Genomic DNA, 6,515 nt, shown 5'->3' with positions numbered 1-6,515 from the left:
TATCCCGGCAACACCACGAGAGCGGAACCACCAGAGGAATAACCCAGTGGTCCACAGCATCCTCGCTGTGTCTTTCTTCAAAGGAACCCAACCCCAGACCACAACCATGGCCCGGAAACGGGGTATCAACATATCTGGCGTTGACTTTTGGCACGCTGTTGAGTTCTCAAGGAACGGACGCTTCCTTCGAAACCATTTCACCGGTTTCTCCGGGCGCTTCCCTTCGGTGTTTCCGACTTTATCAGATTTCTCCGAGCCGGTTTTCCCTCTCCCGAGAAATGCTCCGGGCGCACAGCGGCACCGGTGTTCCTCGTTCCGGGGGAGATGTCAACGTACTGGACGGCCGCACCGAGAAGCAAATCGAGCCCGGTGCGACCGTCCGCTTGCCTGATGCTGCGTCAAACCTCCACGACGACAGGGAGGATCATCGGACGCCTGCGGTAGGTGTCCGACACCCACTTCCCCACGGTCCGGCGGATCAGTTGCTGGAGCTGGTGGGGCTCGACGATCCCGTCCTGGGCGGATGAGGACAGCGCTTCCTCGATCCTCGGAATGACCTCTCCGAAGGCCGCGTCCTCGATGCCGGAGCCGCGCGCCTGAACGTGCGGGCCCCCCACGATCTTCCCTGTCGTGCTGTCCACGACCACGAAGACCGAGACGAAGCCCTCCTCCCCGAGGATGCGGCGGTCCTTCAGCGACGTCTCCGTAACGTCGCCCACCGACAGGCCGTCCACGTACACGTAACCCGCCTGGACCTTACCGACGATCTTCGCGGTTCCGTCGACGAGATCGACGACGACGCCGTCCTCGGCGATGACCACGCGGTCGTGCGGCACTCCCGTGAGAGCGGCCAGCTCCGCGTTCGCCCGGAGGTGGCGCCATTCGCCGTGCACCGGCATCAAGTTGCGCGGCTTGCAGATGTTGTAGAAGTACAGGAGCTCGCCCGCCGAGGCATGGCCCGAGACATGAACCTTGGCGTTGCCCTTGTGGACGACGTTGGCGCCCCACCGCGTAAGGCCGTTGATCACGCGGTACACCGCGTTCTCGTTGCCCGGGATTAGCGACGACGCGAGGATCACGGTGTCGCCGGGGACGATACGGATCTGATGGTCGCGGTTGGCCATCCGGGAGAGGGCGGCCATCGGCTCGCCCTGCGATCCCGTGCAGACCAGCACGATCTCGTGGTCCGGCAGGTCGTCGAGCGTCTTGACGTCCACGACGAGACCCGCCGGGACCCTGAGGTAGCCGAGATCCCGGGCGATGCCCATGTTGCGGACCATGGACCGGCCGACGAATGCGACCCGGCGCCCGTACTCGTGCGCCGCGTCCAGGATCTGCTGAATACGGTGGACGTGGCTGGCGAAGCTGGCGACGATGATCCGCTTCTGCGCTCCGGCGAAGACCGTGCGCAGGACGTCGGAGATCTCGCGCTCGGGCGGGACGAACCCGGGGACCTCGGCATTGGTCGAGTCGGAGAGCAGCAGGTCGATGCCCTCCTCGCCGAGGCGGGCGAACGCCGGGAGGTCGGTGAGGCGGCGGTCCAGCGGAAGCTGGTCCATCTTGAAGTCGCCGGTGTGCACGACCATGCCGGCCGGGGTGCGGATCGCGACCGCCAGGGCGTCGGGGATGGAGTGGTTGACCGCGACGAACTCGCAGTCGAACGGGCCGATGCGCTCACTGTGCCCTTCGGCGACCTCGAGCGTGTACGGGCGGATCCGGTGCTCCTGGAGCTTCGCCTCGATCAGCGCGAGCGTGAGCTTCGACCCGATGAGCGGGATGTCCTGCTTCTCACGGAGCAGATAGGGGACGCCGCCGATGTGGTCTTCGTGTCCGTGCGTGAGCACGATGCCGTCGATGTCGTCGAGGCGGTCCCGGAAGGAGGTGAAATCGGGAAGGATCAGATCGACTCCGGGCTGCTCCTCCTCGGGGAAGAGCACTCCGCAGTCGACGATCAGCAGCCGCCCGCCGTACTCGAAGACGGTCATGTTGCGGCCGATCTCGCCGAGACCGCCGAGGGGGGTGACGCGCAGACCTCGGTCGGGGAGCTGCGGCGGAGGGCCGAGCTCGGGGTGCGGATGACTCAAAAGACTCTCCTCACCACGCACGCCACCTGCCCCGGGGCGAGGCAAGCGGCGCGCGTGACTTTCGTGCACTTGCAGTTGTCTTCTGTATGAAGTTGTGAAGTCTTTGACTACAGCTGTACCCCGCCTGCCGCGAGATCGCGCTTGAGCTGTTCGGTCTCTTCCGGAGTCAGCTCCACGAGCGGCAGCCGCAGCGGTCCGCCCGGCAGTCCCTGGAGCGCCAGCGCCGCCTTGGTCGTGATGACGCCCTGGGTGCGGAACATGCCGGTGAAGACCGGGAGGAGCTGTTGGTGGATCTCGGTCGCCTTGGCGACGTCACCGTTGAGGTGAGCGTCCAGCAGGGCGCGGAGCTCGGGGGTGACCACATGGCCGACGACGGAGACGTAGCCGATGGCGCCGACCGACAGCAGCGGCAGGTTCAGCATGTCGTCGCCGGAGTACCAGGCAAGGCCGCTCCGGGCGATGGCCCAGCTCGCCCGGCCGAGGTCGCCCTTGGCGTCCTTGTTGGCCACGATCCGCGGGTGGTCGGCGAGTCGGACGATCGTCTCGGTGTTGATCGGTACACCGCTGCGGCCCGGGATGTCGTAGAGCATGACGGGCAGCTCGGTGGCGTCCGCGATCGCGCTGAAGTGCCGGAACAGCCCCTCCTGCGGGGGCTTGCTGTAGTACGGCGTGACGGCGAGGAGGCCGTTCGCGCCGGCCTTCTCGGCCGCGCGGGCCAGCTCGACGCTGTGCCGGGTGTCGTTGGTACCGGCTCCGGCCACGACGTGGGCGCGATCACCGACCGCTTCGACCACGGCCCGGACGAGCCGGGCTTTCTCCGCATCGCTGGTGGTCGGGGACTCACCCGTGGTGCCGTTGACGACGATGCCGTCATTTCCGGCGTTCACGAGGTGGGCGGCGAGCCGCTGCGCGCCGTCGAGGTCGAGTTCGCCGTCGTTCGTGAACGGCGTGACCATGGCGGTCAGGACCCGTCCGAAGGGGGTCTGCGGTGTCGAGGTCGGAGCCATGGCTCCCACGCTACTCGTAGCAGCCCGCCGCGTGCTCCCTCGGGGGGAGGCGGGATGCGGATCCCGGCACTGCCTGCTCGGGGGTTCAAGCAGTGCCGGGTCCGTAATTTCAGCCTAGATGAACATCACGAAACGTCGCAATACGGACACTTCGAGCGGTGGATGTGACGCCCGCGGCCTACGGAGCGACGCGGCCGTTGGCGTTGAACGCGGCATGGGTGAGCGGCATCAGCCGCGCCCAGTACGCCTCCATCCGCTCGCCCACCATCTCGATCTCGCGCTGCGGGAAGGACGGCACCTTCGCCTGCTCGTGCTGGGTGCGCAAGCCCAGGAAGTGCATCAACGAGCGGGCGTTGCACGTCGCATACATCGAGGAGAAAAGACCGACGGGGAGGACCGAACGGGCCACCTCCCGGGCGACCCCCGCGGCCAGCATCTCCTGGTACGCCTCGTACGCATCCCGGTAGGAGTCCTCCATCGCGCGGACGGTCAGCTCCTGCTGCTCGGGGGTGCCCTCGACGAACTCGTACTTGCCGGGGCGGCCCTGCTGGACGAGCTTGCGGGCGGGGCCCGGCACATAGAAGACCGGCTGCAGCTCGCGGTACCGACCGGACTCCTCGTTGTACGACCAGCCGACCCTGTGCCGCATGAACTCCCGGAAGACGAAGATCGGGGCACCGATGAAGAAGGTCATCGAGTTGTGCTCGAACGGGCTGCCGTGCCGGTCGCGCATCAGAAAGTTGATCAGGCCCTTCGAGCGCTCCGGGTCCTTCGTCAGCTCGTCGAGGGACTGCTCGCCGGCGGTGGAGACCCGGGCCGCCCACAACACGTCGGAGTCCGAGGCGCTGTGCTTGACCAGCTCGACGGTCACATCGCTGCGGAAGCTGGGCTTGGCGCTCTCGGCGGGGGTCTCGGTCACCGACGGGTCCTTCCATGTGCATCGCTCGGGCGGCGCCCAGCTTACGACCCGGCACCGACAGCCGGGATCGTCGCCGGATCGTCACACAAGAAGTCGCTGTAAAGGGGCACCGAGCGGGCACTTCCGGCGTCTGTAGAAGCAACAGAACACTTCGAGGCTTCCGGGAGGAGAGCCCTTCATGTTCCACAGCCGGCGAGAGCCCGTGCCGTTCGCCTTCGTCTCCGAGGCCGAGCGCTTCCGCAGCAATGTCACGCCCCCGCCCCGCCAGCGCCCAGGTACCTCCCGCATCGCCGGGCGTGCGCTCATCGGGCTGACGGCCGTGGCCGGGCTCGTCGGGGCGCTGGTCTTCGGTACGCCGGCTCTCCAGCCCGCCCAGCCAGGTGCGAGCGGGAACACGCAGCCGGAGGCGTCGGACGGGCGCTGAGCCTTGTGCCCGTCGGCACCCTGGGGTGGTCGGGCACCGCGGGCCTCGGTAGCCTCACCGGGCACAGCCCCATCGGCGTGCATGTGAGTGAGGACCAGCCGTGCCCCTGCCCTTCCTGACGGCCGACCGTGCCTTCGATGAGCTCGACGACGATCACGCGGACGGCGCCGCACTGCCGCACGAGGTGCAGGACCGCTGGCGGCGCCCGTACCGCCCGGGACCCTGGCGGGTCGGTGCGGCCGCCGTCCTGCTGCTGCTCGCCTCGTACATGCTCTTCGCCGCGATGATCGTGGCCTTCGCCGGTGCTCTGCCCGGCGCGGGCGTGTGCGTGGCGGCGGCCACGGCCGTGATCGCCGGTGCCCTGCGGATGCTGCGCGTGGGCGCCTGGGTGAGCGAGCTGGGCGTACGGCGCATCGGTTTCTTCTCGACGACGACGCTGCCGTGGGCGCGGGTCGCGGCCGTGAAGACCGTGCAGCAGCCGGTGAAGTGGCTGGGCATGCCGCGTACGGTGCAGGGCCAGGCGGTCGTGGCCGTGCCGAACGCCGGGGACACGCCGCGCCCGCTGATCACCGACCACAACGCCGACTTCCTGGGCCGTCCGGAGGCCTTCGACATGGCGGCGGACGCCGTGGAGGGCTGGGCCGTCGAGTACCGGGACTGACCGGGGTACCCCGGCGTGCGTACGTCCGGTAGGTGGTGCCGCCGACTGCCGAAGCCGCACATCGTGCCGCCGGGCTCCGCCCGATGGCAGCCGGAGGCACCAGCCGTCAGAGGGCGCGGACCGGCTTCCCGTCGTGCAGCGCGATGGCACGCTGCATGGCCTTGCGGGCGCGCGGGGTGTCCCGGGCGTCGTGGTAGGCGACCGCCAGGCGGAACCACACCCGCCAGTCGTCGGGCGCCTTCTCGGCCTCGGCCTTCCGCCGGGCGAACACCGCGTCCGCGGAGTCCCGGTCGATCCGTCCGCTCGGGGTACGGACCAGTTCGTCGACGGGCAGGCCGCCCTCGGACTCCAGCTCCGCGGCCAGCCGGTTCGCGGCGCGCGCGAACCGCGTCGTCTGCCACAAGAACCAGGCGCCGATCACCGGCAGCACGAGCACGGACACGCCGAAGACCACGGTCAGCACGGTGCCCTGCCGGATGAGCAGCACACCGCGGCTGCCGACGAGAACGAAGTAGACGACCAGGACCGCCGCGAGGGCGAAGTACGTGACGCGGGCGCGCGCTGCTGCTCCTGACACTGCCATCAGCCCAGGTCGAGGAAGTTCTCCAGGCCGAGCGTGAGGCCCGGAGCGGAGACGACGCAGCGGATGCCGACCAGGATGCCCGGCATGAACGAGCTGTGGTGCAGCGAGTCGTGGCGGATGGTGAGGGTCTCGCCCGTGCCGCCGAAGAGCACCTCCTGGTGCGCGAGCAGCCCCCGCAGCCGTACCGAGTGGACCGGTACGCCGTCCACGTCCGCGCCCCGCGCCCCCTCCAGCGCCGTGCTCGTCGCGTCCGGCTGCGGTGAGCAGCCGGCCCCACGGCGGGCCTCGGCGATGAGCTGGGCGGTGCGGGTGGCGGTCCCCGACGGGGCATCGGCCTTGCCCGGGTGGTGCAGCTCGATGACCTCGGTGGACTCGAAGAAGCGGGCCGCCTGGCGGGCGAAGCTCATGGTGAGCACCGCGCCGATCGAGAAGTTGGGCGCGATGAGCACGCCGGTCGAGGGGGAGGCGGCGAGCCAGCCCCGCAGCCGGTCGAACCGCTCCTCGGTCCAGCCGGTGGTGCCGACGACGCCGTGGATACCGTTGCGGACGCAGAATTCGAGGTTGCCCATGACGGCCTCGGGGTGGGTGAGGTCGACGGCGACCTGAGCGCCGTTCTCGACCGCCGCATCCAGCCGGTCGTCCCGGTCCAGAGCGGCCACCAGCTCCAAGTCCTCGGCGGCCTCGACGGACCGTGCGGCCTCGGAGCCGATACGGCCCTTGGCTCCGAGGACGGCCACCCGCAGTTTGCTGCTCATCGTGCTTCGAATCCCTTGCGTCGGTGCGTCATACGTCGATTCGTGCGTCGGTCGGTGCGTCGCTTCTTCCGGTGGATCGCGT

Annotated in this window: 7 protein-coding genes; 2 read left to right on the top strand and 5 right to left on the bottom strand. The window is 68.9% G+C overall.

All coding sequences use genetic code 11. The features are described 5' to 3' along the window. Positions 1-398 precede the first annotated feature (398 nt). The 3 genes from AB0M26_RS14990 to thyX form a co-directional block, all read right to left on the bottom strand. Entirely contained in the window at positions 399-2,084 is a 1,686-nt protein-coding gene (locus AB0M26_RS14990) for a ribonuclease J (RefSeq protein ID WP_365260137.1), read from the bottom strand. A gap of 107 nt (positions 2,085-2,191) precedes the next feature. Further along, positions 2,192-3,091 carry a 4-hydroxy-tetrahydrodipicolinate synthase gene (dapA, locus tag AB0M26_RS14985; RefSeq protein WP_365260134.1) on the bottom strand — a complete coding sequence of 300 codons (900 nt, stop codon included), beginning with the start codon at positions 3,089-3,091 and terminating at the stop codon, positions 2,192-2,194. Positions 3,092-3,269: 178 nt separating this feature from the next. Continuing rightward, positions 3,270-4,010, bottom strand: a complete 741-nt coding sequence (gene thyX, locus AB0M26_RS14980; protein WP_365260131.1) for an FAD-dependent thymidylate synthase — start codon at positions 4,008-4,010, stop codon at positions 3,270-3,272. Positions 4,011-4,188: 178 nt separating this feature from the next. Between thyX and AB0M26_RS14975 the strand changes: the two genes are divergently transcribed. Both AB0M26_RS14975 and AB0M26_RS14970 read left to right on the top strand, forming a co-directional pair. Further along, on the top strand, positions 4,189-4,434 hold the full coding sequence (locus AB0M26_RS14975) for a hypothetical protein (protein WP_365260128.1): 246 nt from the start codon (positions 4,189-4,191) through the stop codon (positions 4,432-4,434). Positions 4,435-4,534: 100 nt separating this feature from the next. Beyond that, positions 4,535-5,095 carry a hypothetical protein gene (locus tag AB0M26_RS14970; protein ID WP_365260125.1) on the top strand — a complete coding sequence of 187 codons (561 nt, stop codon included), beginning with the start codon at positions 4,535-4,537 and terminating at the stop codon, positions 5,093-5,095. Positions 5,096-5,201: 106 nt separating this feature from the next. On the opposite strand, the gene AB0M26_RS14965 is transcribed toward AB0M26_RS14970, so the two are convergent. Together AB0M26_RS14965 and dapB are read right to left on the bottom strand one after the other, a co-directional pair. Continuing rightward, positions 5,202-5,672: a hypothetical protein gene (locus tag AB0M26_RS14965; protein ID WP_365260122.1), complete on the bottom strand. Its 471-nt coding sequence runs from the start codon at positions 5,670-5,672 to the stop codon at positions 5,202-5,204. 5 nt (positions 5,673-5,677) lie between these two features. Next, positions 5,678-6,433: a 4-hydroxy-tetrahydrodipicolinate reductase gene (gene dapB / locus AB0M26_RS14960; RefSeq protein WP_365260119.1), complete on the bottom strand. Its 756-nt coding sequence runs from the start codon at positions 6,431-6,433 to the stop codon at positions 5,678-5,680. Positions 6,434-6,515 lie beyond the last annotated feature (82 nt).

Origin of the sequence: Streptomyces sp. NPDC051776 (assembly GCF_040681345.1) — a bacterium.
GTDB lineage: Bacteria > Actinomycetota > Actinomycetes > Streptomycetales > Streptomycetaceae > Streptomyces.
The sequence above is the reverse complement of the archived record's forward strand: the minus strand, read 5'-3'. Positions and strand labels throughout refer to the sequence as shown.

Excerpts from the sequence above, each read along its gene's own strand:
- dapA (WP_365260134.1), bottom strand. The coding sequence starts at position 3,091 with ATGGCTCCGACCTCGACACCGCAGACCCCCTTCGGACGGGTCCTGACC.
- AB0M26_RS14975 (WP_365260128.1), top strand. The coding sequence starts at position 4,189 with ATGTTCCACAGCCGGCGAGAGCCCGTGCCGTTCGCCTTCGTCTCCGAG.
- dapB (WP_365260119.1), bottom strand. The coding sequence starts at position 6,433 with ATGAGCAGCAAACTGCGGGTGGCCGTCCTCGGAGCCAAGGGCCGTATC.